Source organism: Brevundimonas sp. PWP3-1b1 (assembly GCF_049896065.1).
GTDB lineage: Bacteria > Pseudomonadota > Alphaproteobacteria > Caulobacterales > Caulobacteraceae > Brevundimonas > Brevundimonas intermedia_B.
In genome coordinates this window covers 495,502-521,704 of sequence record NZ_JAFCTO010000001.1, presented here as the reverse complement: position 1 = coordinate 521,704, position 26,203 = coordinate 495,502, and the positions used below count along the sequence as shown (strand labels likewise).

General features: G+C 65.7%; 20 protein-coding genes and 1 pseudogene. 9 read left to right on the top strand and 12 right to left on the bottom strand.

Translation table 11 applies throughout. The annotated features are described in order from the left end of the window. The first annotated feature begins 18 nt into the window (after positions 1-18). From purH to ACP69V_RS02495, 3 genes are all read left to right on the top strand, one after another. Positions 19-1,623: a bifunctional phosphoribosylaminoimidazolecarboxamide formyltransferase/IMP cyclohydrolase gene (gene purH, locus ACP69V_RS02505; RefSeq protein ID WP_426022489.1), complete on the top strand. Its 1,605-nt coding sequence runs from the start codon at positions 19-21 to the stop codon at positions 1,621-1,623. 139 nt (positions 1,624-1,762) lie between these two features. After that, a complete protein-coding gene (locus ACP69V_RS02500; protein WP_372691554.1) occupies positions 1,763-2,662 on the top strand; it encodes a dienelactone hydrolase family protein in 900 nt (299 codons plus the stop codon). A 279-nt stretch (positions 2,663-2,941) separates the two neighbouring features. Continuing rightward, positions 2,942-4,984, top strand: a complete 2,043-nt coding sequence (locus ACP69V_RS02495; RefSeq protein ID WP_426024022.1) for a S8 family peptidase — start codon at positions 2,942-2,944, stop codon at positions 4,982-4,984. 99 nt (positions 4,985-5,083) lie between these two features. Here the strand turns inward: ACP69V_RS02495 and grpE are convergent, their stop codons facing one another. Continuing rightward, positions 5,084-5,677, bottom strand: a complete 594-nt coding sequence (gene grpE, locus ACP69V_RS02490; protein ID WP_426024021.1) for a nucleotide exchange factor GrpE — start codon at positions 5,675-5,677, stop codon at positions 5,084-5,086. A gap of 32 nt (positions 5,678-5,709) precedes the next feature. Continuing rightward, positions 5,710-6,804 carry a heat-inducible transcriptional repressor HrcA gene (gene hrcA, locus ACP69V_RS02485; RefSeq protein WP_409717527.1) on the bottom strand — a complete coding sequence of 365 codons (1,095 nt, stop codon included), beginning with the start codon at positions 6,802-6,804 and terminating at the stop codon, positions 5,710-5,712. 53 nt (positions 6,805-6,857) lie between these two features. Between hrcA and rph the strand changes: the two genes are divergently transcribed. Both rph and ACP69V_RS02475 read left to right on the top strand, forming a co-directional pair. After that, entirely contained in the window at positions 6,858-7,583 is a 726-nt protein-coding gene (gene rph / locus ACP69V_RS02480; protein ID WP_426022488.1) for a ribonuclease PH, read from the top strand. Positions 7,584-7,647: 64 nt separating this feature from the next. Beyond that, positions 7,648-8,106, top strand: coding sequence for a hypothetical protein (locus ACP69V_RS02475; protein ID WP_426022487.1), 459 nt, complete (start codon positions 7,648-7,650; stop codon positions 8,104-8,106). Between the two features lie 10 nt (positions 8,107-8,116). Here the strand turns inward: ACP69V_RS02475 and ACP69V_RS02470 are convergent. Beyond that, a pseudogene (locus ACP69V_RS02470) lies at positions 8,117-8,365 on the bottom strand (phosphoglucosamine mutase); the annotation flags it as partial. 220 nt (positions 8,366-8,585) lie between these two features. Between ACP69V_RS02470 and ACP69V_RS02465 the strand changes: the two are divergent. Further along, positions 8,586-10,517 carry a DUF3363 domain-containing protein gene (locus tag ACP69V_RS02465; protein WP_426022486.1) on the top strand — a complete coding sequence of 644 codons (1,932 nt, stop codon included), beginning with the start codon at positions 8,586-8,588 and terminating at the stop codon, positions 10,515-10,517. A gap of 291 nt (positions 10,518-10,808) precedes the next feature. Here ACP69V_RS02465 and ACP69V_RS02460 read toward each other — a convergent pair whose 3' ends face one another. Then, positions 10,809-11,744: a HEPN domain-containing protein gene (locus ACP69V_RS02460; protein ID WP_426022485.1), complete on the bottom strand. Its 936-nt coding sequence runs from the start codon at positions 11,742-11,744 to the stop codon at positions 10,809-10,811. An 86-nt stretch (positions 11,745-11,830) separates the two neighbouring features. Continuing rightward, positions 11,831-13,180, bottom strand: a complete 1,350-nt coding sequence (gene glmM / locus ACP69V_RS02455) for a phosphoglucosamine mutase (protein WP_426022484.1) — start codon at positions 13,178-13,180, stop codon at positions 11,831-11,833. A gap of 162 nt (positions 13,181-13,342) precedes the next feature. Between glmM and glmS the strand changes: the two genes are divergently transcribed. After that, entirely contained in the window at positions 13,343-15,157 is a 1,815-nt protein-coding gene (gene glmS, locus ACP69V_RS02450; RefSeq protein ID WP_426022483.1) for a glutamine--fructose-6-phosphate transaminase (isomerizing), read from the top strand. Here the strand turns inward: glmS and ACP69V_RS02445 are convergent. The 7 genes from ACP69V_RS02445 to ACP69V_RS02415 form a co-directional block, all read right to left on the bottom strand. Beyond that, positions 15,118-15,786 (bottom strand): Crp/Fnr family transcriptional regulator, encoded by a 669-nt coding sequence (locus ACP69V_RS02445; RefSeq protein ID WP_426022482.1) that lies wholly within the window; start codon positions 15,784-15,786, stop codon positions 15,118-15,120. The genes glmS and ACP69V_RS02445 overlap by 40 nt on opposite strands. Before the next feature lie 52 nt (positions 15,787-15,838). Further along, positions 15,839-16,582 carry a Crp/Fnr family transcriptional regulator gene (locus ACP69V_RS02440; protein ID WP_426022481.1) on the bottom strand — a complete coding sequence of 248 codons (744 nt, stop codon included), beginning with the start codon at positions 16,580-16,582 and terminating at the stop codon, positions 15,839-15,841. Then, positions 16,579-16,842 (bottom strand): DUF6894 family protein, encoded by a 264-nt coding sequence (locus ACP69V_RS02435; RefSeq protein ID WP_426022480.1) that lies wholly within the window; start codon positions 16,840-16,842, stop codon positions 16,579-16,581. The genes ACP69V_RS02440 and ACP69V_RS02435 overlap by 4 nt, the downstream gene beginning before the upstream one ends. A 70-nt stretch (positions 16,843-16,912) precedes the next feature. After that, positions 16,913-18,412, bottom strand: coding sequence for a phosphomannomutase/phosphoglucomutase (locus tag ACP69V_RS02430; RefSeq protein ID WP_426022479.1), 1,500 nt, complete (start codon positions 18,410-18,412; stop codon positions 16,913-16,915). A gap of 10 nt (positions 18,413-18,422) precedes the next feature. After that, positions 18,423-19,508 (bottom strand): glycosyltransferase family 4 protein, encoded by a 1,086-nt coding sequence (locus ACP69V_RS02425; protein ID WP_426022478.1) that lies wholly within the window; start codon positions 19,506-19,508, stop codon positions 18,423-18,425. A gap of 105 nt (positions 19,509-19,613) precedes the next feature. Then, on the bottom strand, positions 19,614-21,680 hold the full coding sequence (locus ACP69V_RS02420) for a sugar phosphate nucleotidyltransferase (RefSeq protein ID WP_426022477.1): 2,067 nt from the start codon (positions 21,678-21,680) through the stop codon (positions 19,614-19,616). 124 nt (positions 21,681-21,804) lie between these two features. Then, positions 21,805-22,266, bottom strand: a complete 462-nt coding sequence (locus tag ACP69V_RS02415; protein ID WP_426022476.1) for an Lrp/AsnC ligand binding domain-containing protein — start codon at positions 22,264-22,266, stop codon at positions 21,805-21,807. Positions 22,267-22,375: 109 nt separating this feature from the next. Between ACP69V_RS02415 and putA the strand changes: the two genes are divergently transcribed. Beyond that, positions 22,376-25,507 (top strand): bifunctional proline dehydrogenase/L-glutamate gamma-semialdehyde dehydrogenase PutA, encoded by a 3,132-nt coding sequence (gene putA, locus ACP69V_RS02410; RefSeq protein ID WP_426022475.1) that lies wholly within the window; start codon positions 22,376-22,378, stop codon positions 25,505-25,507. 112 nt (positions 25,508-25,619) lie between these two features. Then, entirely contained in the window at positions 25,620-26,192 is a 573-nt protein-coding gene (gene rfbC, locus ACP69V_RS02405; protein ID WP_426022474.1) for a dTDP-4-dehydrorhamnose 3,5-epimerase, read from the top strand. The last annotated feature ends 11 nt before the right edge of the window (positions 26,193-26,203 follow it).

Sequence of the window (26,203 nt, the reverse complement as noted above, 5' to 3'; positions counted from 1 at the left end):
CCTCACGGACGCCGCCTCATGCCCGCCGCTCCCGACTTTCCGCCCGCGCCCGATCAGGTGAAGCCGCAACGCGCCCTGATCTCCCTGTCCGACAAGGCCGGGCTGGAAGACGCCGCCCGCACCCTGCATGACCTGGGCGTCGAATTGGTCTCGACCGGCGGTACGCGCGCGGCCATCGAAAAACTGGGCCTGCCGGTCAAGGACGTGGCCGATCTGACCGGCTTCCCCGAAATGATGGATGGTCGGGTCAAGACCCTGCACCCTGTGGTCCACGGCGGCCTGCTGGGCGTGCGCGACGCAGCCGACCACGCTAAGGCCATGACCGACCACGGCATCGGCGCCATCGATATCGTCTGGATCGACCTCTATCCGTTCGAATCCACCGTCGCGGCGGGCGGTTCGTTCGAGGCGGCGGTCGAGAATATCGACATCGGCGGCCCGGCCATGATCCGTTCGGGCTCCAAGAACCACGGCTATGTCGCCGTCGCCGTCGATGGCGAGAGCATTGGCCTGATTCTGGAGACGCTGAAGGCCGAGGGGTCGACCGATCTGGCCCTGCGCAAGCGCCTGGCCGCCCGCGCCTTCGCCCGCACCGCCGCCTATGACGCCGCCGTCTCCGGCTGGTTCGCCCAGCAGGTTGAGGACGCAGCGCCGGCGCGTAAATCCATCGCCGGGTCTCTGGCCCAGACCCTGCGCTACGGCGAGAATCCGCACCAGACCGGGGCCTTCTATCGCACTGGCGAGGCGCGTCCCGGCGTGGCCCATGCGACCCAGATCCAGGGCAAGGAACTGGGCTACAACAATATCGCCGACGCCGACGCCGCCTATGAGCTGGTCGCCGAGTTCGAGGCCCCGGCCGTGGTCATCGTCAAACACGCCAACCCCTGCGGCGTGGCGGTCGGCAAGGACCTGTCGGAAGCCTATGCCCGCGCGCTGGAATGCGACGCCGTCTCGGCCTTCGGCGGCGTGATCGCGGTCAACCGGCCGCTGAACGGCGACGACGCCCGCGCCATCACCGGCATCTTCACCGAGGTGGTCATCGCCCCCGGCGCTGATGACGAGGCCAAGGCCGTCTTTGCTTCGAAGAAGAACCTGCGCCTGCTGATCACCGACGGCCTGCCGGATCCGCATGGGCCGGGCGAGGTCTTCCGTTCGGTCGCTGGCGGCTTCCTGGTCCAATCTCGCGACCGTTCGCTGATCAAGCCGTCGGACCTGAAGATCGTCACCAAGCGCCAGCCGACGCCGACCGAGATCCAGGACATGCTGTTCGCCTTCACCGTGGCCAAACACGTCAAGTCCAACGCCATCGTCTACGCCAAGGACGGCCAGACCGCCGGCATCGGCGCCGGCCAGATGAACCGCCGCGACAGCGCCCGCATCGCCGCCATCCGCGCCAAGGAAGCCGGCGAGGCCAAGGGTCTGACCCATTCGCTGGCCGAAGGTTCCGCCTGCGCCTCCGAAGCCTTCTTCCCCTTCGCCGACGGCCTGCTGGAAGCGGTCGCGGCCGGCGCCACGGCGGTGATCCAGCCCGGCGGATCGATGCGCGACGCCGAGGTCATCGCTGCGGCCGACGAGAAGGGCATCGCCATGGCCTTCACCGGGGTGCGGGTCTTCAGGCATTAATCTTGAGAAGAAGGGCGCTAACGCTCGCGACGCGGTCGCTCGCTGCTTGAGCGCCCTTCCTTCCGCATCTTCGTGACTGGACGCGGATAGCGGCCGGGGCCACTGTCGATCCTCTGACAGCTGACCGGAGCCCCCGCCGATGACCGTCCTGATCCGTCCCGAAGGCCAGACCGCCGACGATCTGAAGCTGAGCCGACGAAGCCTGGGGGCGCTCGGGGGGCTGTTGTTCTCCGGATACGCCGTCGCAGCCCTGGCCAAGGAGGCCAAGCCGATCACGACCGACGAGGCGGGGCTGGCCACGGAGACCGTGACCTATGCTGCGCCGGACGGGTTCCAGCTTCCGGCCTATGTAGCGCGGCCTGCGGGCGACGGGCCGTTCCCGGTCGTCGTCGTGGTGTCCGAAATCTTCGGCGTCCACGAGTACATCCGCGACATCTGCCGCCGTCTGGCCAAACAGGGCTATGCCGCCATCGCGCCCGCCTTCTTCAACCGGGTCGAGGATCCCGCGCCCCTGTCGGACATGCAGCGGATCATGCAGATCGTCGGCGCCGCGAACTATGAGCAGGTGATGGGCGACCTGTCGGCGACGCTGGAGTGGGCCAGCCAGCAGTCGTGGGCCAAGGACGGCAAGGTCGGGATCACCGGCTATTGCTGGGGCGGCAAGGTGGTGTGGCAGGCGGCGGCTCGCTTCGCCGCCATCGGCGCCGGCGTGGCCTGGTACGGCCGTCTGGCCCCCGCCGCCGATGCGACGCCGGTGCAGATCTCGTCGGGTCAGCCCTGGCCGGTCGATATCGCCGACGACCTCAAGGCGCCGGTTCTGGGCCTGTATGGCGGCAAGGATCAGGGCATTCCGCTGGCCAGCGTCGAGCGGATGCGCGAGGCCCTTGCCCGCGCCGGTCAGACCGGCAGCCAGATCGTCGTCTATCCCGACGCCCAGCACGGTTTCCATGCCGATTACCGCGCCAGCTATTCCGAGACGGACGCCAGGGACGGCTGGTCCAAACTGCTGGCGACCTTCGATAAAGCGTTAAAGAATTAGGGCGTTACTGATGTGAAGGCTGCGGAGGGCGGCCTGAGTGGAGGGTTGGAAATGAACGGATTGCGGCGTCGCGGGGCGGTCGTTCTGGGCCTGAGCCTGCTGTTCCTTCCGCTGGCCGCGTGCGGCGGCGGGGGAGGCGGCGGTGGCGGCGGTGGCGGCACGATCACGCCCCCTGTTCCACCGCCCCCTCCGCCACCCCCTCCTCCTCCTCCGCCACCACCGCCCCCGCCGCCCTCGGTGACATCGAGCGAATATCTGCGGAACTATGGCTTGGCCAATATGAAGGCCCAGGTCGGCTGGCAGGCCGGGGCGACCGGGGCAGGCGTCACCGTCGCCGTTGTCGATTCCGGCATCGCCAACACCTTGCCCGAGCTTGAAGGGCGGATCTCCAGCGCCTCGACCGACGTGGTTTTGGGCCGCAACACCCCCTATGTCGCGTCGAGCAGCCACGGCACGCGGGTGTCGGGCGTCATCGCCTCGAACTTTAACGGTTTCGGCACGATCGGCGTGGCCTATCAGTCGACGATCCTGTCGATCCGCACCGACATCTCGGACTGCACGGACGAGAACACCGACGTCTGTTTCAGCAGTTCGGACCTGGTGCGCGCCCTGGACTACGCCGTCGCCAACGGGGTCAAGATCATCAACATGTCGCTGGGCGGCGACGGTCGGCTGGGCTCGGCGTTCGAGGCGGCGCTGTTGCGGGCCGTCAACGCGGGCGCAGTGATTGTGGCCTCGTCGGGCAACGACGGCGAGGCCAATCCGGGCTGGCCCGCGCGCTACGCCATCGATCCGCGCTTCGCCGGCAGTGTGATCGCGGTCGGCTCGCATGGCGCGACCGATGTGATGTCCAGCTTCTCGAACCGGGCGGGCGATACGGCGGCCGGTTATATTTCAGCGCCGGGCGAAGACGTCATCACCGGCTGCGAAGGTACGTCCTGCTGGCGGGTCAACGGCACCTCCTTTTCGGCGCCGCATGTTTCGGGCGCCCTGGCGCTGCTGATGCAGGCCTTCCCCAATCTGACCGCGCGGGCGGCCTTGGCCATCCTGGTCGATACGGCGCGTGATGCGGGCGATCCGGGAACCGACATCGTCTATGGGCGCGGCCTGCTGGACATGGCCGGCGCCTTCCGACCGGTCGGGACGACCTCCACGCCGATGGCGGACGGAAGCTCCATCGTCACCATCAGCGAGCCGGGCAGCTTCGTCGGCGCGGCCTTCGGCGACGCCTTCCTGCGCCAGAGCGCGCTGAACACGGTGCTGTACGACGCCTATGACCGGATGTTCGCGGTGCAGTTGGGCGGGGCCTATCCGACGGCGCCCAGCCGATCCTATCAGGCCGCGCCCTTCGAACAGAACACCACCGCCACCACCAGCCTTGCTCTGCCGGGCGGCGGACGGCTGAACCTGATCGCGGCCCAGCCCAGCGCGACACCGGAGCCCGTGGCGCCGCGTCACGACCTCTATGATGCGCCTTGGATGGGCGACGAACCGCGCCAGGAGGCGATGCTGGACCTGGAAACCGGCCGGATGAACTTCTCTGTCTGGCAGGGCAAGGGCGGGGCGGCGTCGCCGTTCGAAGGCTCGGCCGGCGATGGGTATGCATCCCTGGCCCAGGCCGACCATGCGGTGCGCGGTGCGATGCGGTTCGGCGCCGTGACCGTGTCGGCCGAAAGCGGCGGCGGCGATCGCCGCATGCCCCTGCGCCGCGTCGAGCAGGACGCCTCGACCTATAGCCGGGCGGCGATCGGATGGCGGGGCGCCGAGGGCGGCCTGTCGTTCAGCGTCGGCGCCCTGGAAGAACGGCTTGGGCCCTTGGGCGCCTTCCTGCCCGGCGGGTCGGACTTCGCCCTGCCGTCGCGGACCAGCTTCTATGCGCTTGGCGGCGACTGGACGCTGAGGCCGGGTCTGCGGCTGATCGGCGAGGCGGGTATGGGATCGACTCGGATCGAGGGGCGGTTCCTGTCGATGGATCAGGCGGCGATCAGTTCGAACTGGCGGTTGGGCCTGCTGACCGGCTGTACGATGCTGTGCGACCGGATCAGCTTCACCCTGTCGCAGCCGCTGCGGATCGAGAGCGGGACCTTCTCGGCGTTGCTGGCCGATGTGCCGCTCGAATATTTCGACCCGCTGACCTATTCGCGGCGCAGCTTCTCGGCGACGCCCAGCGGTCGTCAGATCGACTTCATCCTGGGCGGCGAGCGCAGGCTATGGGACGGCTCCAGCATGACGTTGCAGGCCGTGGCCAGCCGCGAGCCGCGCCATGTCGTGGACGCACAGCCCGAGTTCGCCCTGATCGGGGCGTGGCGGCGTCAGTTCTGAGGGGGAGTAACTGGTGAATAGTGAGTCGTGAGCAAGAGGTGAGCGGTTTGCGGAGACACCGCAGCTCACCCCTCACCCCTCACCACTCACGTCCTGACATCAGGCCTTGCCGTCGAAGGCCTGACCCTCGGGCGCCTGCGCGGCGCCGTAGGGGTTCTGGGCTTGCGCGCCGGAGCCCTTGGCGGCGACCACGACCATGGCGGGACGGACAGTGCGGCCGAACAGTTCGAAGCCGGACTGCATGGTCTGGAGCACCGATCCGCCGGGCACCGTGTCCGACGGCTGTTCCATCATCGCCTGGTGCAGATGCGGGTTGAAGGCCTCGCCGGCTTCCGGCGCGACACGCTTCAGGCCATTGCTGTCGAAGGCCTGAAGCAGGGCCTTCTGGGTCAGTTCCAGCCCCGTCACCAGACCGGCGGTGGCGCCCTCGGCGTCCTTGGGCGCGGCCATGAGCGCGCGTTCCAGATTGTCGGACACGCCCAGCAGGTCCTTGGCGAAGCGCTGGATGGCGAAGGCGCGGGCGTCGTTCTGCTGCGTCTCCGAACGACGCTTCAGGTTCTCCATCTCGGCGGCGACGCGCAGGGCGCGGTCCTTCCACTCGTCGCGCTCGGCGATGACGGCGTCCAGAGGCGTCAGATCATCTGAAGGATGGGCGTCCAGGCCGTGTTCGGCGTCGGTCTCGGCCGCATCCAGGGCGTCGAATTCGTCGTTAAGGGGTTTGTCGCTCACTTGTCGTTCCCGTCCAGCATCCGGCCCAGCACCCGGGCGGTATAGTCCACCAACGGAATGACACGGGCGTAGTTCAGTCTTGCGGGCCCTATGACGCCGATGGCGCCCAGAACCCTTTGTCGGCCGCTCATATAGGGCGCCGCGATCACGGCGGAACCCGAAAGTGAAAACAACCGTGTTTCCGCGCCAATGAAAATGCGCACGCCCTGGGCCGCATCGACGCCGTCCAGCAGGCCGATCAGCTGTTCCTTCTGCTCCAGGTCGTCAAACAGGACGCGCACCCGCTCCAGGTCCGCCAGCCCCTCGCCGTCCTGCAGCAGGTTGGCGCGTCCACGCACGATCAGGGCGCGCTCGCGGTCCGGCCCGCCGGACCAGGCGGCGAATCCGTCCTCGACCAGGCGGGCGGCGGTCTGGTCCAGCTCGCGCCGGGCGATTTCCAGCTCGTGCGTCATCTCGCGCTTGGCGTCGGCGAAGGGGCGGCCGCGCAGGCGGGCATTGAGGAAGTTGGAGGCCTCGACCAGGGTGGACGGCGTGACACCCGCCGACAAGGTCATGATCCGGTTCTCGACCGTGCCGTCGTCGGCGACGATCACCGCCAGGGCCTGATCCCCGCCCAGGGCCACGAACTCGACGTGCTTGACCCCGGAATCGCGCACGGGGCTGGACACCACCCCAGCGCCGCCCGCCAGGCCGGACAACAGGTTGGACGCCTCGTCCAACGCGGATTCGAAGTTCCGGCCGCGCCCCGCCAGTCGCCCGTCGATCTCGCGCCGCTCCTCTTTCGTCAGGTCGCCGACTTCCAAGAGGCCATCGACGAACAGACGCAGGCCGGCGTGCGTCGGGATACGCCCCGCCGAGGTGTGGGGCGCGGCCAGCAGTCCCGCCAGGGTCAGGTCCTGCATGGTGTTTCGGATCGAGGCCGGGGACAGGGCGATGCCGCCCAGCGACAGGGTCCTGGATCCGACCGGCTCGCCCGTCTCCAGATAGCTCTCGACGATGCGGCGGAAGATGTCGCGGGCGCGTGCGTCCAGCCCCGCCAGCCCTGCAAGAGACTGGGCGCCATCGAACGGCGGGGTTTTGGGGGCATACAGGCTCACGGTTTCAGGATAAGCACCGCAGCCCCCGCTTCCAAGGATTCATCTCAATGCGCCATTCGCAACGCACCGACGACCAACTGCGTCCCGTGACCATCGAGACCGGCGTCAACCGCTATGCCGAGGGCTCGTGCCTGATCACCTTCGGCCACACCAAGGTGCTGGTGACGGCCTCGGTCGAGGAGAGCATTCCCGGCTGGATGCGCGGCAAGGGCCAGGGCTGGGTCACGGCGGAATACGGCATGCTGCCCCGCGCCACCCATACCCGCGGCCGTCGCGAGGCCGCCGCCGGCAAACAGTCGGGCCGGACGCAGGAGATCCAGCGTCTGATCGGCCGTAGCCTGCGCGCCGTCGTCGATCTGAAGGCCTTGGGCGAGCGCCAGGTGGTGCTGGACTGCGACGTGATCCAGGCCGACGGCGGCACCCGCACCGCCTCCATCACCGGCGCCTGGGTCGCCATGGCCTCGGCCCTGAACTATCTGCGCGACGAGGGCGTGCTGAAGTCCGACCCGATCCTGGACCAGGTGGCGGCCGTGTCGTGCGGCATCTGCAACGGCGTGCCCGTTCTTGACCTGGATTATGAAGAGGACTCCGAGGCCGAGGCCGATTCCAACTTCGTCCTGACCGGCGCGGGCCAGATCGTCGAGGTCCAGGCCACCGGCGAGAAGCGCGGTTTCTCGCGCGCCGAGTTCGACCGGCTGTTCTCCCTCGCCGAGGTCGGCTGCACCGAACTGTTCGCCCTGCAGAAGGCGGCGCTGGCGGCGATCAAGCGATAGGGGGTTTCGCCTTCGGTCGCAGGCGGGCATTCTTGTCCGGTTGGTCCTGACCGGAGACAAGTCGATGCGTCGATCCCAATGGCTTTCGCTGGCCGCCTGCGCCGTGCTGATGGCCGGCTGTCAGCCCTCCGGCCCCGGAACGCCCGCATCCGGCGAGTCGGCGTCGAACCCCGACGTGATCGATGCTGTTCCTTTACAGCCGGAAACCGCGCCGGTCGCTCCGCCTGCCAAGGCGGATGCTCCGGCCAAGGAGCCGGCAAAGCCCGCCGAGGAGCCCCAGGCCAGCATCCCCGAGGGGCCGGACATGGCGCCTCAGCCCGTTCCGGTCAGCGAAGTTCCGTGTCGTGAAGCCATCGGGGCCGCCGCCTCGGCCCGGCTAGTCGAGCGCTGCATCCAGGTCAGCCCGGCGACCCGCCCGCCCTGCAACGCCGCCAACCCTTGCGACCTGATCCAGGGCGAGATCGACCGGTCGTGCAAGCTGTGGGAACGCGACGGCGATCCGCCGGCGGCGTGCAAACCCTGAAGACCGATCCTCAGCCGGCGGCGCGCACCGCGCCGGCGACATCGGCCACCACGCGTTTCACCAGCGCCTCGTCGTCGCCCTCGGCCATGACGCGGATCAGCTTCTCGGTGCCCGACGGCTGCACCAGCAGCCGCCCCTGACCGTTCAGCGCCGCCTCGGCCTCAGCGATGGCGGCCTTGACCGTATCGGTTTCCAGCGGCTTTTCGGCGGTGAAGCGGTCATTCTCGATCGCTTGCGGCACCGAGGCGAACGGGGAAGCTGATGAGCAGCGGCGATGAGCATGGGGTGGGCGGACGCAAGGCGCCCAAGTCGTAAGGCCCGAACACAATCGATCGCGATGCACTCTGATCAAGGGTGATCAAACGCCGTCAATCCGAGGGAATAACTCAGGGCGCGACAGGCGCGATTTTGTTCGCAAAGCTTCCCGGCGACCGGTGGACGGTTCGCGGACAAAGCGGTCGCTGATGACAGGTTGCCCCATGGCCATGCCTCACGATCCTGATGATTTTCCATTTCGTCCGTCGATGACGGCGCACAGAGATCATTATCCCCGCGGGGCCGTCGGCCTGCTTGGTCGTGCGACGGCGTCGATGCCCTTGAGAGCGAGAACACGACACTTTGCCGCCAAGACGGCCGTGAAGCGGGTCCGGCCTGCCTTCCGGGGCGCCGGACCGTCGCGGCGCGTGTTCGTCAAGGTCAAGGTCGTGATGAGGACACCGAACGCGCGCGCCTCCCTCAAAGCCTGTGTGCGGTATTTCGGACGGGAGGGCGCTGGCGAGGAGGGCGCGAGGGCGGCGTTTTTCGGGCCCCACAAGGACCGACCAGACGCCAAGGCGGAGGTCGATCGGTGGGCTGATGACCGCCGTCATTACCGGATCGTCGTGAACCCGGAGGATGGACAAGAGCTCGCGGACGTCAGGCAGTTCGCACGTCGGATGATGAAACAGGTTGAGATCGACACCGGCACGCCGCTCGAATGGCTTGCCGTGGCTCATTACGACACCGGACGGCCCCATCTCCACATCATTTTACGGGGTGTATGTGACGACGGGCGCGACCTTGTCTTCAGCCGCGGTTATGCGGCGCAAGGCCTGCGCAGCCGGTGTGAAGCCCTGGCCACCGAAATCCTTGGCCCGAGATCCGACCGGACGGCCTCCACCCGTGATCTGACGGCGGACCGATTGACGGCGATGGATGACACGCTTTTACGCAGGCAGGGCGACGGCAAAGTCAATCTCGAGGGTCTGGAAAGCGGAGAAAGAGCCAACGCCCTCCGCCGTCTGGTCCATCTTGAGCGTCGCGGATGGGCTCAGCGAGATAGCCAAGGCTTTTGGGCCGTCCCTGAAAATCTGCGCGATATCCTGCGGAATGTCGGTGAACAGGAGGCGCGTGAAGCCGCCGCGACGCGCGCCATTTGGGGCGGCTTCTGGGGCGGGCAGACCGATCGCCTTGAACCGCTGAGTCTCTCGGAAGGCGAGGTGGTCGTTGGCGCATACGCCGGCGTTCAGCCGCTCAAATGGCACAAGAAGGCGGCCCAGTTGCTCGTGCTCGAGACCATGGATGGACGTCTGGGGCATGTCCGGCTGGCGTCATTGGATCGCGTCATGATCCTGGATCGCGTGCCCGAGCGGGCCGTCATCGAATTGCGGGGAAAGCCGTGGAGGGAGAGGGCTTCGGACCAGACCATCGCCCAGGTCGCGCGATTGAGAAACGGCGTTTACTCTGAAGCCGATCATCTTGCGGTCCGGCCCGAAGATCGGTCTGTTTTCATAAACCGCCACCTTCGACGGCTCGAAGCGATGAGCCGCGAAGGTGCGGTTGAGCGACTGGGCGAAGGCCGGTTCGCCATTCCATCCGACTACGTCTCGCGGGCGCTGGTGGCGGATCAGGCGCGCCACGGTCCTGCCGACGTCGAAGTTCGCGTGCTCGACGTCAGGCCTCTCAACCTGCAGACCGCGGCGCGCGGCGTCACCTGGCTGGACAAGGTTGCTGGCGGGTTCGAGCCAGATCCCGGCGCGGGCGCTATGGCGGATGAAGCCAGGAGGTTGGGACAAGAACGGGCTGAGATTCGCAAGGGATGGGGGATCGGCGATGGCTCAAAGCTGACCGACAAAGACATGCTCGCCCTCTGGACGATGGAGATCGAGACCCAGTTCAAGAAACTTGGAAAGGGCGAGAAGCTAGTCGTCAAGGCTGAGGAGGGACAGCTCTTCTCGGGCGTCTACAACGATAGAGTCCACATGGGCGGTCGAACCTATGCGGCGGTCGAAAGCCGTACTGTGGTCACCCTGGCGCCTTGGCGAGCGGGTCTGGAGGCGTGTCGTGGCCAGGGTCTCACCGGGGTTCTGCAGGCAGGGCAGGTGGAGTTTCGGTTCGGAGAGCGTGGCCGGTGTGTGGGACTGGAGCTTTAGGCATCGTCCTCCTTCGACCCCTGCGTGAGGCGCGGCTCGCGCGATGAAGACCGCAGCGCGCTGACTTGCAGCTTGGCCCAGGCCCGAAGCTGACGTCTCGGATAGTAGGGCCGTTTTCGAAGGTGAATATAGGGCGGACCGTCCAACCCCAGGCACAGCATTTTCGCTAGCGTGGACGGAGCGAGTTGAATGCCCAAGGCGGCGAGTTCACGCGACGCTTCCTTTCGATTCAGAAGCCGATTTTCGTATTCGACTGCCCTATTTGCATCTGCGTCTCCCAAGGTTGACGACCTATCCGGCGCTCTCGACCTTCATCCTGAGGTTTTCAATGCGCGCCTTGCTGAGTTCGGCGACCCGATCGCGTAGATGCCGAGCCCGGGCCATCAGCCATTCCAGGTCTTCAGCCGAGGCATCATATTGGTCGCTGTAGCGCGCTTCGACGTAGGCCCTCTTCAGCAGTTCGAACCGGCGACGATCGAAACGGCTTTCACGCGGCCAGGCCTCGACCAGGCTGGTGTTCACGTCCTCGGCTAGCGAGCGGAGGAACTTAATGTTGTGCGAGCGCGGAAAATAGAAGGTGTGGACCAAGAGGAAGCAGGCGTAGGCGGTCTCCACCGCCTGATGCAAGCTGAAGGCGGCTAGCTTGCGGAAGCCTTCGTCCGTGCCAGCCCTTTCAGTTTGATATTCAGCCGTATCGATCCACCGCCTGAGGTCTGCCGCCTTAGCTTTAAAATGGCGATCTGCCATTTCGGTAGCGGCCTGCGCTGTCATCGGCTGCGGCGTCGCGGAGGGATGGCCGGGAACTTCGTAAAGGGCGATGCCGTCGCGGACGATGTCGGTCCAGAAGTACTCGCCGCGCCGCAGGGCTTCGTTCATCTCCTGAAGATCGTGGACGATCAGATTGACGGTGCGGCCGATGGCCGGGTCGCGAAGGATTTGATCCTCAGAGCTCCACCAGTAGTCGGCGATGTTGGTGAGCTTCTCGTGGTTGACCACGATCAGGAGGTCAAAGTCCGAGAGATAGCCATTCTCTGGCTCGTCGACCCAGTCCATCCGTGCGTACGATCCGAACAGGATGATCTTTAGGATCTGGCCGCCGCGTCTCCAACCGGAGTTGGCACCGCCGCCGCTGGTCCTGGCCGCTTCAAATCCGGTAAGCAGGATGTCGCGAACGCGTCGAAGTTCACGCTGCTGACGCTCCGGCAGATGTTCCAGATCAGACCGCATAGGAAGAGTCTACCGTAAACTCAGAGGTTGTGAACCGTGAAGGTGCATGCACACGCCGCATAGGGGCGTATATTGTGTTGTGGGTCTCACCCTGCTGTTTTCACAGCCTCTGCAACTTCGGCCACCACGCGTTTCACCAGCGCCTCGTCGTCGCCCTCGGCCATGACGCGGATCAGCTTCTCGGTGCCCGACGGCCGCACCAGCAGCCGCCCCTGACCGTTCAGCGCCGCCTCGGCCTCAGCGATTGCGGCCTTGACCGTATCGGTTTCCAGCGGCTTTTCGGCGGTGAATCGGACGTTCTCAAGCCGCTGAGGCACCGGGTCGAACTGACGGGCCAGTTCGCTCATCGGCTTGCCGGATTCGACCAGCACCGCCAGCACCTGCAGCGCCGCCATCAGGCCATCGCCGGTGGTGGCGTGGTCATGCAGGATGATGTGGCCCGACTGTTCGCCGCCGATATTGAAGCCGCCCTCGCGCATCCGCTCCATGACGTATCGGTCGCCGACCTTGGTCCGCTCCAGCGTCAGGCCTTCTGACTTCAGCTTCCGTTCAAGCCCCAGATTGGACATGACGGTGGCCACCACGCCGCCGCCGGTCAGCAGGCCGCGTCTGGCCCAGTCCAGCCCGACCAGGGCCATGATCTGGTCCCCGTCCACGACCTGGCCCTTTTCGTCACAGATGATCAGCCGGTCGGCGTCGCCGTCCAGGGCGATGCCGATGTCGGCGCGGTAGCGTTTGACCGCATCGACCAGGGTCGCCGGATGGGTCGAGCCGCATTCGGCGTTGATGTTGGTCCCGTTCGGCGTCACCCCGACGGGGAAGACCTCGGCGCCCAGTTCGAACAGGGTGGTGGGCGCGACCTTATATCCGGCGCCGTTTGCGCAATCGACGGCGATGCGCAGGCCCTGCAGCGTCAGCCGCTTGGGAAAGGCCTGTTTGGCGATCTCGATATAGCGGGCTTGAGCATCGTCGATCCGCTTGACCCGCCCCAGCTTGTTCGACGGCGCCAGACCCTGGTCCAGGCCCTGGTCCATCATGGCCTCGATCTTCAGCTCGATCTCATCCGACAGCTTGTAACCGTCCGGCCCGAACAGCTTGATCCCGTTATCGGCATAGTCGTTGTGCGAGGCCGAGATCATCACGCCCAGGTCGGCCCGCATCGAGCGGGTCAGCATGGCCACGCCCGGCGTGGGGACGGGACCGAAGGTGCGCACGTCCATGCCGACCGACGCAAAGCCGGCGACCAGGGCCGGCTCGATCGTGTAGCCGGACAGGCGCGTGTCCTTGCCGATCACCACCAGATGGCGGCGGTCGTCGTCGGTGCGGAACAGTTTCCCGGCGGCTAGGCCCACGCGCAGCGCGACCTCGGCCGTCATCGGATAGGTGTTGGCGCGCCCGCGAATGCCGTCGGTGCCGAAGTATTTTCTGTCGCCCAAGGCCTGGTCCTTTGTTTCGGGTAACGTTCCGAAACCCCTTTTTTGATGCAGCCCGTCTTAAGATTGCATAGACGGCCGGTGGGGCTTGATGTGTGGCTTAGCCCCGGATCGCCGCCAGTGCAAAGCGGCGCCCCTTTCCCTGACCTCTCGGAGCCTTCGCTTATGTGCGGCATCATCGGCGTCACCGGCAACGGACCTGTCGTTCCCCGGCTGATCGACAGCCTGAAGCGGCTGGAATACCGCGGCTATGACTCGGCCGGCGTCGCCGCCGTGGTCGATGGCGCGGTCGAGCGTCGCCGGGCCCAGGGCAAGATCCGCAATCTGGAAGCCGTTCTGGCCGAGGAGCCGATGACGGCGACGGTCGGCATCGGCCATACCCGTTGGGCCACCCACGGCGCGCCCACGACCGCCAACGCCCACCCGCACAAGGCCGGCCGCGTCACCCTGGTCCACAACGGCATCATCGAGAACTTCGCCGAGCTGAAGGCCGAGCTGGCCGCAGAAGGCCATGTCTTCGAAAGCCAGACCGACACCGAGGTCATCGCCCATCTGCTGGACGCCGAACTGAACACGGGCCGCAGCCCTCTGGAAGCTTTCAAGATCACCCTGGACCGCCTGACCGGCGCCTATGCCCTGGCGGTGCTGATCGACGGGACGGACGACCTGATCCTGGGCGCCCGGCGCGGCAGCCCGCTGGTGGTCGGCTGGGGCGAGGACGAGATGTATCTGGGTTCAGACGCTCTGGCCGTCGGTCCGTTCACGCAGAAGATTTCCTATCTGGAAGAGGGCGATTACGTCGCCGTGACCAAGGCCGGCGCCCAGATGTTCGACGTGACCGGAAAGCCGGTCGATCGTGCGGTGGTCCAGGTCTCGGCCTCCTCTGCGATGGTCGAAAAGGGCGAGTACCGCCACTTCATGGAAAAGGAGATCCATGAACAGCCCGACAGCGTCCAGCATACCCTGTCGGAATATCTCGACCTGGTGACGGGCACGGCCAAGACCAATACCGTCGATTTCGCCGCCATCGACCGCATCCAGATCGTCGCCTGCGGCACCGCCTTCTACGCCGGTCAAATCGGCCGTTATGCGTTCGAGAAGCTGGCGGGCCTGCCCTGCGACGTCGAGATCGCCTCCGAGTTCCGCTATCGCTCGCCGGCGGTGACGCAAAAGACCCTGGCGGTCGCCGTCAGCCAGTCGGGCGAGACCGCCGACACTCTGGCCAGCCTGACCTGGTGCAAGGCGCAAGGGTTGAACACCGCCGCCGTCGTCAACGTCCATTCCTCGTCCATGGCGCGCGAAGCGGCCGTGCTGTGGCCCACCCACGCCGGCCCTGAAATCGGCGTCGCCTCGACCAAGGCCTTCACGGCCCAGGTCGCGGCCCTGCTGGCCCTGGCCGTCGCGGCGGGCGTGGCGCGCGGGCGGATCGATGCGGTCCGGGAGGCCGAACTGGTCAAGGCCCTGTTCGAAAGCCCGCGCCTGATCGCCGAGGCCCTGACCATGGGCGACAGCATCCGCGCGGTGGTTCAGGACCTGGCCAAGGCCGACGACGTCCTGTTCCTGGGCCGGGGCGCCATGTTCCCCCTGGCCATGGAGGGGGCGCTTAAGCTGAAGGAGATCAGCTATATCCACGCCGAGGGCTATGCCGCCGGCGAACTGAAGCACGGCCCCATCGCACTGATCGACGAAGAGACGCCGACCATCGCCCTGGCCCCTCTGGACGAGGTGTTCGAAAAGACCGCTTCGAACCTGCAGGAAGTCGCCGCGCGCGGCGGTCCGGTCATCATGATCGCGCCGGAGAAGGCCCCCGATCCGCACGGCGCCGGCATCCGCCGCATCCATGCTCCGGACTGTCACCCCCTGATCGCGCCCTTGGTCTATGCGGTGCCGGTCCAGCTGCTGGCCTATTACACCGCCGTTCAGAAGGGCACCGACGTGGATCAGCCCCGCAACCTGGCCAAGTCCGTCACGGTGGAGTGAGGCGCGACCGCCGTCTCGCGCAGGGCTTCCACATCGGCGATCTGGATCGCGCCGCGGCGCAGGCGCAGCGCGCCGGCCGCACACAGTTCGGTGCAGGCGGTCGAGACGCTGGCGCGCCGCACCGCCATCAGGTCGGCCAGGTCGCTCTGGCGCAGGGACACCGTGTCGCCGCCGCCCTGGTCGTGAACGTCAAGGATGAGGGCGGCCAAACGTTGGGTCACCTTTAGGTCGGCATGACGCCCCAGCTCGGCCTGAAGAGCAGCGTTGCGTTGACGAAGGTCGGTCAGGGTCGCCTCGACCAGGGTGTCGCGATCGATGCGCTGGACCAGTCGTCGCGCCGGCACCGTCAGGAACCGTCCCGCCGTCAGCCACAAGGCGACTTCCTTTTCGCCCCGCCCCAGCACCGCGTCGAAATTGATCAGATCGTCCCTTGAGGCCAAGCCGCGCGACAGTGTCTCATCGGGTCCGATGCGTGCGGCGACGCCGTCGAGAATGAAGGTCACCAGCGGTTCGCCATCACGCGTCAGGGCGGTGCGCTCGCCGGGCGCGGCGTCGAAGGCGTCGCCTTCATCCAATCCCTGCACCGCTAGCAGGGAAAGCAGGGATCGCGCGAGGTTCGACGTGGACATGCATCGTCTAGACCGCCAAACGGCGTTTTACGCGATAACATGCGTTAAGCGGTCAAACGGGGTCGCTTTGAAGTCTTAGATAGGTCGGATCGAACTCGGCGATCTCGGCCAGTCGGCGCCAGTCGAGGATGTCGATCTGACCGTTCGACCAGTTGATAACGCCTTCGCCGCGCAGCTCCGAGATCAGGCGACTGACATGGACTGTCGACAGGCCCAAGGCGTCGCCCAGGACGGCCTGCGTCAGCGGCAGATTGAACGTCATGTCGCCGGTCTGGCCGACGGCCTGAAGACGCAGATAGAGCTCGCATACCAGATGGGCCAGATGACCCAGGCCGCTGCGCCGACCCATGGCGACAAGCCATTGGCGGTGGACGGCGGCGTCGATGATGGTGTCCAGCCACAGCAGACGCGTCAGGTGCGGATGGCGCTCGGTGATATCGATCAGGCCGCTATGGGGCGCCTCGGCGATGACGCACTCCGTCAGGGCGACGACTCCATGGTCCATCTGCTTCATCAGCAGGCTGTGCAGGTCGATGAAGTCGCCCGACACATTGATCTCGGTGATCTGGCGCGCGCCGTCTTCCAGCGTGGAATAGCGGGCGGAAAAGCCGGAGATCAGAAGGGTGCTGTGTAGCGGTCGGCTATGTTCCCGCACGATGTCCGAACCGGCGGCGACCGTCTTGGGCGGCTCCAGCGCTTTCTGCAGGGCCCCGATCTCTTCGCGAGAGATGCGGTCGCGCAGAGACAGTTTCTCGACCAGCGTCGTGATCTTGGGCGTGGCTTGAAGTCTGCTCATTGGGCGCTTTCCACCAGGCTCCACCCGTCAGGCGCATCATCGGAAGCGGCTGCGGTGACGCTGACGACCGTCTGGCCGTCCGCATCCGTGACGATGACGCTGAAGGCGCGGGTCGTCCAGAAGGAAGCCCCACGATAACGCAGGATTTCGCCCAGAACGGCGACCGCTTCCTCTCTGGCGGCATCGACGCTCTTCAGCTCCTCGCCCTGGTCGTCGCGAATGCAGTCGCCATTTTGGGTATGGAAAAAGTATCGCGGCAATCTTTCCTCCTGGCAGCAGCCGAGGGAGGAAGCGGTCACGGGGCCGATTGGTTCAGCCCTCTGTGATCTTTCAGATTTCCTGGTTGAAGGCGCCGATTTCCGGGTAGGCGGCAAGGCGGGGTTTGATCTCCTTGCGGAAGAGATCGCGCATGTCGTCTTCCGACCGCATGCTCTCGACCACGACCACTAGTTCCGGCTTGTTCGACGAGGCGCGGACCAGAACCCACGATCCGTCTTCCAGATGCACCCGCACGCCGTTGACGGTGATGGCCTCAAGGATTTTGCGGCCCAGGATTTCGCCGCCGGCTGCGGCCAGATCGGAATATTCCTTCACGATCCGCTCCAGCACGCCGTACTTCAGTTCGTCGTCGCAATGGGGCGACATGGTCAGGCTGGTCCAGGCGTCGGGGAGGGCCGACTTCAGCTCGCTCAGCTTCTTGCCCGGATTGCGATCCAGCATGGCCAGGACGGCGCCGGCCGCGACCAGGCCGTCGTCGTAGCCGTGGCCCAGATCGCCGGCCATGAAGAAGTGGCCCGATTTCTCGAATCCGGCCAGGGCGCCCAGTTCGGCGGTCTTGCGCTTGATGTAGGAGTGGCCCGTCTTCCAGTAGACCACCTCGGCGCCGTTGGCCTTCAGGATCTCGTCGGTCTTGTAGAGGCCGGTCGACTTCACATCGACGACGAAGGTGCTGTCCGGATAGACCTTGGACAGGTCGCGGGCCAGCATCAGACCGATCTTGTCGGCGAAGATTTCCTCGCCCGTGTCGTCCACCACGCCGCAGCGGTCGCCGTCGCCGTCGAAGCCCAGGGCCAGGTCGGCGCCGGTCTCACGCACCCGCCGGGCCATCTGCACCAGCATGGCGTGATCTTCCGGGTTCGGATTGTACTTCGGGAAGGTGTAGTCGAGGTCGGTGTCCATCTCGATCACCTCGACGCCCATCCGACGCAGAGCGTCCGGAGCGAAGGCGCCGGCCGTGCCGTTGCCGCAGGCGCAGACCACCTTCAGCGGCCGCTTGATCTGCACCTTGGAGGCGACGTCGGCGACATAGGTCTCGCGGAAGTCCTCGACACGGATCAGTTTACCGCCCGGCCGGGCCACGCCTTCGCCGTTCAGTACGATCTCTTTCAGCCGGCTCATCTCTTCGGGGCCGAAGGTCAGGGGCTTGTTCGCCCCCATCTTCACGCCTGTCCAGCCGTTCTCGTTATGGCTGGCGGTGACCATGGCCACGCAGGACGCGTCCAGTTCGAACTGGCCGAAATAGGCCATGGGGGACAGGGCCAGGCCGACGTCCAGAACCTCCATCCCGCCTTCCAGTAGGCCCAGGATCAGGGCCTGTTTGACGCTGAGGCTGTAGCCGCGGAAATCATGGCCGGTGACGATCTTCGGCGGCACGCCGATTTCGTGGACATAGGTCGCCAGGCCGAGGCCCAGGGCCTGGATGCCGAGGAGGTTGATCTCTTTTTCCAGGATCCAGCGTGCATCATATTCGCGGAAACCGGTCGGCTTCACGAAAGCCAGGTTTTCATAGTCCGCCGTATTCGGGTGCAGGTCCTGCCGGGGCTTGAGCATTTTGTGCGGCTCAGGCGGCGGCGCGCTTGCGAATACGGGCGATGCGGCGCAGGCGGCGCCAGAAACGGCCGCGCTCCGGCTCGGGATAGGGCTGCAGGTTCTCGACGAACTGATCGGCTGAGGCGCGCCAGCTGAACTTCTCCGCATAGGCGCGCACGACCTTGCGGTCGAGTTCGAGGCACTCCAGGCAAGCGGTCCTGAGGTCCTTGTCGATAGCTCCAGCGTTCGAGCCGGGGATGATGTCGATCGGGCCGTGGGCCGGATAGGCGGCGACGGGCGTGCCGGCGGCCATGGCTTCCAGGATCACCAGGCCGAAGGTGTCGGTCCAGCTGGGGAAGACGAACACATCGGCGTCGCGGAAGCAGCGGGCCAGTTCGTCGCCAAAACGGGCGCCCAAGAACTTGGCCTCGGGATATTTCTCCTGCAGCTCCGCACGAGCGGGCCCGTCGCCGACGACGATCTTGGTGCCGGGCAGATCGAGCTGAAGGAAGGATTCGATGTTCTTCTCGACCGCCACACGGCCCACATTAAGGAAGAAGGGCCGGGACCAGTCCTTTCCCCCGAGCTCGTCGTAGATGCGTTCCAGTTCGGGGTTGAAGACATCCGTATCCACGCCGCGCGACCAGGGCGAGACATTCTTGAACCCGTGTTCGACCAGCTCGTCGCGCAGGGTCGGGGTCGCCACCATCAGCCGGCCCGACGGCTTGTGGAACCACTTCATATAGGCGTAGCCGACCTGGACCGGGATCGGGAAACGGGCCGAGACATATTCGGGGAATTTGGTGTGGTAGCTGGTCGTGAACGGCAGTTTCCATTCCACGCAGATACGGCGGGTGGCGATGCCGATCGGACCCTCGGTGGCGATATGCACGGCCTCAGGCTCGAAGGCCCGCAGCATCTCGCGGATCTCTTCCTCGGCCCCCAGCGCCAGCCGGATTTCCGGATAGGTGGGGCACGGAATGGTCTTGAACAGGCTGGGCTCGATGACCTCGACCTCATGGCCCATGCCGCGGCATTCCGCGACCGTGCGGGTCAGGGTGCGGACGACGCCATTGACCTGAGGTTCCCAGGCGTCGGTGGCCAGAACGATGCGCATTGAGGCGGGCGGACCCTGAGCCGTTGAGTAAGGGCGGAACTTCTAGACGGTTCGAATGACGAAGGCGAGACGGCGATTATCACGTCGCCGGGCCGTGAGTGCGGCTCAGGACAGTTGAAGGCCGTTGTCCCCATTGTGGGACAAGGCCCCCAGCGTTTCCCGAAGCTGGATATGAGCCGTCATAATCGAGCGGAGCGATAAGGCCGGTGATGGTTCGTCTATAAAGTCGCCGCTTTCGAGCATGGCGTCGCGCCAGAGGCCTTGAGGCGTAAGGAAAAGCCATACGGCGCGCAGCGCGCATGCTGCCTGTTCAAGCGAGTCCGCACATGGTCCGTCGTCGGCCATAGACGCGAGGATCAGTGACGCCTTGAGCCATTGCGTTTGAGACCAAAGCCGGGCACGGCCACTTTGGATGAGGCCTTGATCATTCACGGCCTCCACGACGACGCCACGTTTCAAGTCGACGCCTTGAAGCCCTGCCGCATACAACTTTCGGGCTTCGATGAGGGCGTCGGTGTCGGATGTTAATCGGCTGTAGCGCGACAGCAGCCAGGCCTGATAAAATCGGTCGCCAGGCGACGTCGAATGAACGAGGTTTGATGCGTTTTGCATCAAACTGACGATCTGGTCTTCGATGCGCCAGTCCTGTTGGCCGCTTATCTCGGCCCAGGCAAGCGCGCCTTCTAGCAGCGGCAGAAGATAGTGCGCTTGGTTGGATAAGCCGTTTTCACCAACCACAAGACGGTTGCGGAGGGCGGTTGCCTCGCGCTCCGCCGACGGGTCGCTTGTCGCTGCGAACATGGCTGCCCAGGTGACAAGCAAACCGATATGATCCCAGTGTTCGGTACAGTCGCCGTACGATTGCAGGTGCGGCTTGCCTTTGTCGATCACGTCTCGCCATGGCCCGGACCAGTCCTGGCGCCCGGCTTGGGCGTAGGCTTCGAGCTGGGCCGCCTGGACTTGAAGCCGATGCGACGTCGCGATGCGACGCCCGCTCATGCTTAGAAGCGGTTCGAATTCGCCGGACGTCGCCTGTCCCAACGTGCACCAAACCGGAAGCGCAGACTGACGTAACCATGTCGCCAGCCGCTCAGCGCCGCCTTTCAGCGACTCAGGGGCAGGAGCCGGGAAGTCGAGATGCGACGGCGACAGTTTTCCGATCCGTTCGACGACCTTCCTGACATCCTGGCTGCGTTTCAGGTCGGTGACCAGAACGGCGTCTCGTTCCACGATGACGCCCACGTCCCGCAGGCCGATAACCGCGACCATGACGCCGTCGGATGAGCGCACCAGGCAACCCTCCGAGTCTTCCAGAACATGTAGCCCGACGCTGCCTTCGCCGGAGGCCTGTACGGCGTCCCAGGCCCCCAGGTCGGACCAGGAAAACCGTACGGGAAGAACCGACGCCCGGCTTGTCTTTTCCATCACCGCATAGTCGATCGAAATCTTCGGGGCGTTGGAGAACTGCGGCCCGAGCAACCGGAACCGTCCGTTGGATTCGGCATGCTCAAGGGCGTCCCTAGCGGCTGTCAGGACTGCGGGCGCCTGTTGGGACAGTTCCTCGATCAGCACACCAGCACGCACGATGAAGTTGCCGCTGTTCCACAGATAGCCGTTGTGGATGTGGCGTTCGGCCGTGAGGGCGTCGGGCTTTTCGACGAAGGCCGCGACGTCCGTGAGGCCCGCACCGGACGGTTCGATGTAGCCATAGGCGGAGGACGGTTCTGTGGGCACGACTCCGAGGGTGACGATGCGGCCTTTGTCTGCAGCTGCGGCGGCTTCCTGCACTGCTGCGTGAAATGCGCCGTGGTCAGGAATGTGGTGGTCGGAGGCGACGAAGAGATTGACGGCTTCCGGGTGCTGTTGGGCGGTCCACAGGGCTGCGACAGCCATTGCGGCGGCGGAATCGCGGCCTTCGGGCTCCAGGAAGATGGTGGCGGTCGCACCGACCTCGTCCAGTTGAGCCAGAATTTCCAGACTATGTTGCGCTCCCCCCACGACGATCAGTTCGCCGCCCAGCTCCATGAGCGGAAGGGCGCGCTCAACCGCGTCTTGAAAAAGGGACCGATTGCCAGCCAGCGGAATGAACTGCTTGGGCCGCGAGGGCCGAGAGGCGGGCCAGAGCCGCGTGCCGGCCCCGCCGCACATGATAACCGGATAAATCATCGCCATGGTCAAAGCTGCTCCGATTGGATTGTGCAAGTCCAGTAGGACGCGTCTTTAGTTTGCCGAGTGGTCCAAATCCATCATTGTGGAAAATAACGCTGAGGTTGTTTTGGGCGCGGCTGATCGCGCGTTACAGCGGCAGCACCGTCGTTGATTTTACCTCTTCCAGCACCGCATAGGTCCGCGTTTCCCGCACCCCCGGCATCCGCACCAGCACATCGCCCAAGAAGGCGCGGTAGGCGTCCATGTCGCCGATCCGGGCCTTGATCAGATAGTCGAAGCCGCCGGCGACCATATGGCATTCCAGCACCTCGGGCTGGCTACGGACGGCGGCGGCGAAGGCTTCGAAGACGTCGCCGGTGGTGCGGTCCAGAAGGACCTCGACGAAGATCAGCAGGTCGCGGCCGACTTGGGCCGGGTCGATCATGGCGGCGTAGCCGGTGATGATCTTCTTTTCGCGCAGCCGTTTGACCCGTTCGAAACAGGCGGCGGGCGACAGGTTGCAGCGCCGCGCCAACTCGGCGTTGGAGATGCGGGCGTCGGTTTGGAGCACCCTGAGGATGCGGCGGTCGACGGCGTCGATGTCGATCATCGGAAATCAGGTCTCTGAACCGAACGATCTTCGGCGTGGGTTCGTATCATACGAAGCACCTTCAATGAACTCCGGCATATACGCCTGAAATCCACAGGATTTGTCGCCGATGACCACTCCCGCCTTCACGCCTTCGAGCCTGGCCGCCTGGGACGGTCTGGACGCGCACAAGTTCCGCGATGAGCGTGAAGCCGTCGCCGCCAACCTGGCCCGCATGCCACTGGACGCCGCTGAGCGCGCCGCCGTGGTCGCGGAAGCCACAGCCCTGGTCGAACACGCCCGGCGCAGCCAGAAGAAGCAGGGGGTGGTCGAGAGCTTCCTTCAGCAGTTCAGCCTGGGCACCCGCGAGGGTCTGGCCCTGATGTGTTTGGCCGAGGCCCTGCTGCGCGTGCCGGACGAGGAGACGCGTGATCGACTGATCGCCGAGAAAATCGGCTCGGCCGATTGGGCCGCGCACTTGGGCCAGTCCGACAGCCTGTTCGTCAACGCCTCGACCTGGGGCCTGATGCTGACCGGCAAGCTGGTCGATGTGGACGACGAGGCGCGCAGCGACCTGCCCGGCTTCCTGAAACGGATCGCCGGGCGACTGGGCGAGCCGGTCATCCGCCAGGCGGTGGCCACCGCCGTCAAGATCATGGGCGAGCAGTTCGTCGTCGGCCGCACCATCCAGGGCGCCTTGAAGCGGTCGAACAAGGAAGGCTGGCTGTGCAGCTTCGACATGCTGGGCGAGGGCGCCCGCACCGTCGCCGACGCTGACCGCTACGAGAAGATCTACGCCGACGCCATCGAGGCCGTCGGCAAGACCTCGAAAGGCCAAGGCCCCGAGCACGGTCACGGCGTGTCGGTGAAACTGTCGGCCCTGTCGCCCCGCTATGAGGCGACGCACGAGGACGACGTGTGGGCGACCCTGTATCCCCGTATCCTGCGCCTGGCCCAGATCGCGGCAAAGTACGACATCAACTATACGATGGACGCCGAGGAGGCGGACCGTCTGGCCCTGTCGCTGAAACTGCTGGACCGGCTGGCGCATGAGCCCAGCCTGGGCGGCTGGACCGGCCTGGGTCTGGCGGTTCAGGCCTATCAGAAGCGCGGTCTGGAGACGATCGAACGGGTTGCCGACCTCGCCCGACGTTCGGGCCGTCGTCTGATGGTGCGCCTGGTCAAGGGCGCCTATTGGGACACCGAGATCAAGCGCGCCCAGGTGTTCGGGCGCACCGACTATCCGGTATATACGACCAAGGCGGCGACCGACCTGAATTACCTTGTCTGTGCCCGCGCGATGATCGAGGCGGCGCCGGCGATTTATTCCCAGTTCGCCAGCCACAACGCCCACACCCTGGCAGCCGTGCGTCGCATGGCGCGTGATCAGGGCGTGACGGTCGAGCACCAGCGCCTGCACGGCATGGGCGAAGCCCTGTACGACGCCGCACATGAAGCCTGGGCCGATGAAACCGTCATCGTCCGCGCCTATGCCCCCGTCGGCGGACACGAGGAGCTGCTGCCCTATTTGGTCCGGCGCCTGCTGGAAAACGGCGCCAACTCCTCCTTCGTCCACGCCCTGCTGGACGAACGCGTGCCCGCCTCGGCCGTCGCGGCCGATCCCATCTCCTTGGTCGAGCAAGCGCCCGATCGTCACCCCAAGATTCCGGTTCCGCAAGACATGTACGGCGATCGTCAGAACTCCCTCGGCCGCGATTACTCCCAGGCCGCCGACCGCGAAGCCCACGTTAAAGCGCTGGAGCTGGTCGATCGTGAAAAACTGACCTCCGGCCCCATCGTCGGTAGCAAGCTGCGCGCCGGGATCGACGCCCACGCCGTGACCAATCCGTTCGACCGATCGCAGGTGCTGGGGCATGTGTCGGAAGCGGAGGCCGCCGACATCGACGCCGCCGTCGAGACCGCCGCCCATGCCCAGATTCAATGGGATCGCCAAGGCGGCGCCAAGCGCGCCGTCGTTCTTCGCGCCATGGCCGATGCGCTTGAAGCCGATCTGGACCGCCTGGTCGCCCTGCTCAGCCGAGAGGCGGGCAAGACCCTGAACGACGGCGTCGCCGAGGTGCGTGAAGCCGCCGACTTCTGCCGCTATTACGCCCTGCTGGCCGAACGCAACTTCACCGCCCCCCAGACCCTGAAGGGCCCGACCGGCGAGACCAACCAGCTGTTCCTGCATGGGCGCGGCGTCTTCGCCTGCATCTCGCCGTGGAACTTCCCCCTAGCCATCTTCACCGGCCAGATCGCCGCGGCCCTCGCCGCCGGCAACGCCGTACTGGCCAAGCCCGCCGAACAGACGCCGCTGATCGCCGCCGAGGCCGTGCGTCTGTATCACAAGGCCGGTCTGAACCCTGACCTGCTGGCCCTGGTCCCGGGTCGTGGCGAGACGGTCGGCGCGGCCCTGGTCGCCCACCCCGGAATCGACGGCGTGGCCTTCACCGGCGGAACCGACACGGCCGCCGCCATCAACCGGTCGATCGCCGCCCGCCCCGGCGCCATAATCCCCTTCATCGCCGAAACGGGCGGTTTGAACGGCATGTTCATCGACACCACGGCGCTGAAGGAACAGGTGATCGACGACGTGATCCAGTCGGCCTTTGGCTCGGCCGGCCAGCGCTGCTCGGCCCTGCGCGTCCTCTACGTGCCCAAGGATTCGGCCGACGCCCTGATCGAGGGCCTGAAGGGCGCCCTGGCCGTCCAGACCGTCGACGACCCCGCCGATCCGAAGACCGACATCGGCCCCGTCATCGACACCGAGTCCCGCCGCGCCCTGGAGGCCCACGTCGAACGCCTGTCCCGCGACGCCAAGATCATCGCCCGCGCCGACCTGCCGCTGGGCTCGGACAAGGGCGACCTGTTCGCCCCCACCATCGCCGAAATCCCCACGCCCGACTTCCTTGAACGCGAAGTCTTCGGCCCCATCCTGCACATCTACCGCTACGCTCCGTCCGACCTTAAGGCGGTCGCCGGCAAGCTCGCCGCGCGCGGCTACGGCCTGACACTTGGCATCCATAGCCGCATCGAGGCCTTCGCCGCCGAGGTCGTCGACCAGGTCCCCGCCGGCAACGTCTACGTCAACCGCTCGATCACCGGCGCGGTCGTCGGCGTCCAACCTTTCGGCGGCGAAGGCCTGTCTGGCACGGGGCCCAAGGCGGGCGGGCCGAACAGCCTGATCCGTTATGCGGCCGAGAAGGCCATCAGCGTCAATATCGCCGCGCAGGGCGGGGATCCGGCGCTGCTGAACCTGTAACTGAGGGACGTAAAGCGGAGCTTCGTCGTCCTATCGATGTTCAGCTTGTGTTTAGGGGGCGGTTGATACAGTTCTCGTTTTGACTGCCTGTCGTTTGGAGCGGTAAAAAGATATGAGTAGAGTTGTAGCGCTTCTCCGCCCGCGTCGTTTCGGCGATGCGCGGGGGTGGTTCATGGAGACCTATTCGGAGGCTGCGGCGCTGGCGGCGGGCATCGACGTTCGGTTCGTACAGGACAATCAGTCGTTTTCGGCGACGGAGGGCACGGTTCGTGGGTTGCACTTTCAGTGTCCGCCGCACGCCCAAGCTAAGCTGGTGCGCTGCGTACGCGGCTCGATCATGGACTACGCCGTGGATATACGTCGAGGTTCGCCGACTTATGGTCAGTATGTCGCCGCCAAGTTGACCGCCGATGGCGGCGAGCAGTTGTTTGTGCCTGTTGGGTTTGCCCACGGCTTCGTCACGCTCGAGCCGGATGTAGAAATCGCCTATAAGGTATCCGGCCTCTATGCGCCGGACTGCGATGGCGGCATCATCTGGAACGATCCCATGATCGGCATCGACTGGCCCTTGCCGGGTTCGGGTGCTGTGTTGTCTGACAAGGACAAACTGCTGCCGACCTTGGCCGAGTTCGACAGCCCCTTTGAGTATGACGGTCGGCCGCTTGAGCCGCTGCCCTCGCTCTAACGGAGAAGCCT

Coding starts and splice junctions, on each gene's coding strand:
- purH (WP_426022489.1), top strand. CDS start 19: ATGCCCGCCGCTCCCGACTTTCCGCCCGCGCCCGATCAGGTGAAGCCG.
- ACP69V_RS02500 (WP_372691554.1), top strand. CDS start 1,763: ATGACCGTCCTGATCCGTCCCGAAGGCCAGACCGCCGACGATCTGAAG.
- ACP69V_RS02495 (WP_426024022.1), top strand. CDS start 2,942: ATGAAGGCCCAGGTCGGCTGGCAGGCCGGGGCGACCGGGGCAGGCGTC.
- rph (WP_426022488.1), top strand. CDS start 6,858: ATGCGCCATTCGCAACGCACCGACGACCAACTGCGTCCCGTGACCATC.
- ACP69V_RS02475 (WP_426022487.1), top strand. CDS start 7,648: ATGCGTCGATCCCAATGGCTTTCGCTGGCCGCCTGCGCCGTGCTGATG.
- ACP69V_RS02465 (WP_426022486.1), top strand. CDS start 8,586: ATGGCCATGCCTCACGATCCTGATGATTTTCCATTTCGTCCGTCGATG.
- ACP69V_RS02460 (WP_426022485.1), bottom strand. CDS start 11,744: ATGCGGTCTGATCTGGAACATCTGCCGGAGCGTCAGCAGCGTGAACTT.
- glmS (WP_426022483.1), top strand. CDS start 13,343: ATGTGCGGCATCATCGGCGTCACCGGCAACGGACCTGTCGTTCCCCGG.
- ACP69V_RS02445 (WP_426022482.1), bottom strand. CDS start 15,786: ATGTCCACGTCGAACCTCGCGCGATCCCTGCTTTCCCTGCTAGCGGTG.
- ACP69V_RS02440 (WP_426022481.1), bottom strand. CDS start 16,582: ATGAGCAGACTTCAAGCCACGCCCAAGATCACGACGCTGGTCGAGAAA.
- ACP69V_RS02430 (WP_426022479.1), bottom strand. CDS start 18,412: ATGCTCAAGCCCCGGCAGGACCTGCACCCGAATACGGCGGACTATGAA.
- ACP69V_RS02425 (WP_426022478.1), bottom strand. CDS start 19,508: ATGCGCATCGTTCTGGCCACCGACGCCTGGGAACCTCAGGTCAATGGC.
- ACP69V_RS02420 (WP_426022477.1), bottom strand. CDS start 21,680: ATGGCGATGATTTATCCGGTTATCATGTGCGGCGGGGCCGGCACGCGG.
- ACP69V_RS02415 (WP_426022476.1), bottom strand. CDS start 22,266: ATGATCGACATCGACGCCGTCGACCGCCGCATCCTCAGGGTGCTCCAA.
- putA (WP_426022475.1), top strand. CDS start 22,376: ATGACCACTCCCGCCTTCACGCCTTCGAGCCTGGCCGCCTGGGACGGT.
- rfbC (WP_426022474.1), top strand. CDS start 25,620: ATGAGTAGAGTTGTAGCGCTTCTCCGCCCGCGTCGTTTCGGCGATGCG.